Raw genomic sequence first — 261 nt, forward strand, 5'->3', positions numbered from 1 at the left:
GATCCCAAGGGCTTGGCGCCAGCGCATCCAGCACGCGGACCAGCGCCCCGCTGCGCAGATGCGGCACGGCTAAATAGCTGGGTATTTGTGCATAGGCCAGGCCGGCCAACACCACTTCCAACTCCGCCTCCGGGTCGTCGCTGATAAACGCGGCGGGCTCGGGGAATAGCTGCTCGTTATTGGCAAACATCCACGGCCAGGGCCTGCCGCTGCGGCGGTCGATCAGCGCGCTCAGCGGCTGTTGTTGCAGTTGCTCAAGCG

1 protein-coding gene is annotated in these 261 nt (G+C 65.1%); it reads right to left on the reverse strand.

Annotation, left to right across the window (positions count from 1 at the left end; translation table 11 throughout):
* Positions 1 to 261 (reverse strand): LysR substrate-binding domain-containing protein (locus tag AC0IW9_RS31115; RefSeq protein ID WP_471652159.1); only part of this gene is annotated, 261 nt, incomplete at both ends.

The organism is Belnapia sp. AC561, assembly GCF_979252845.1.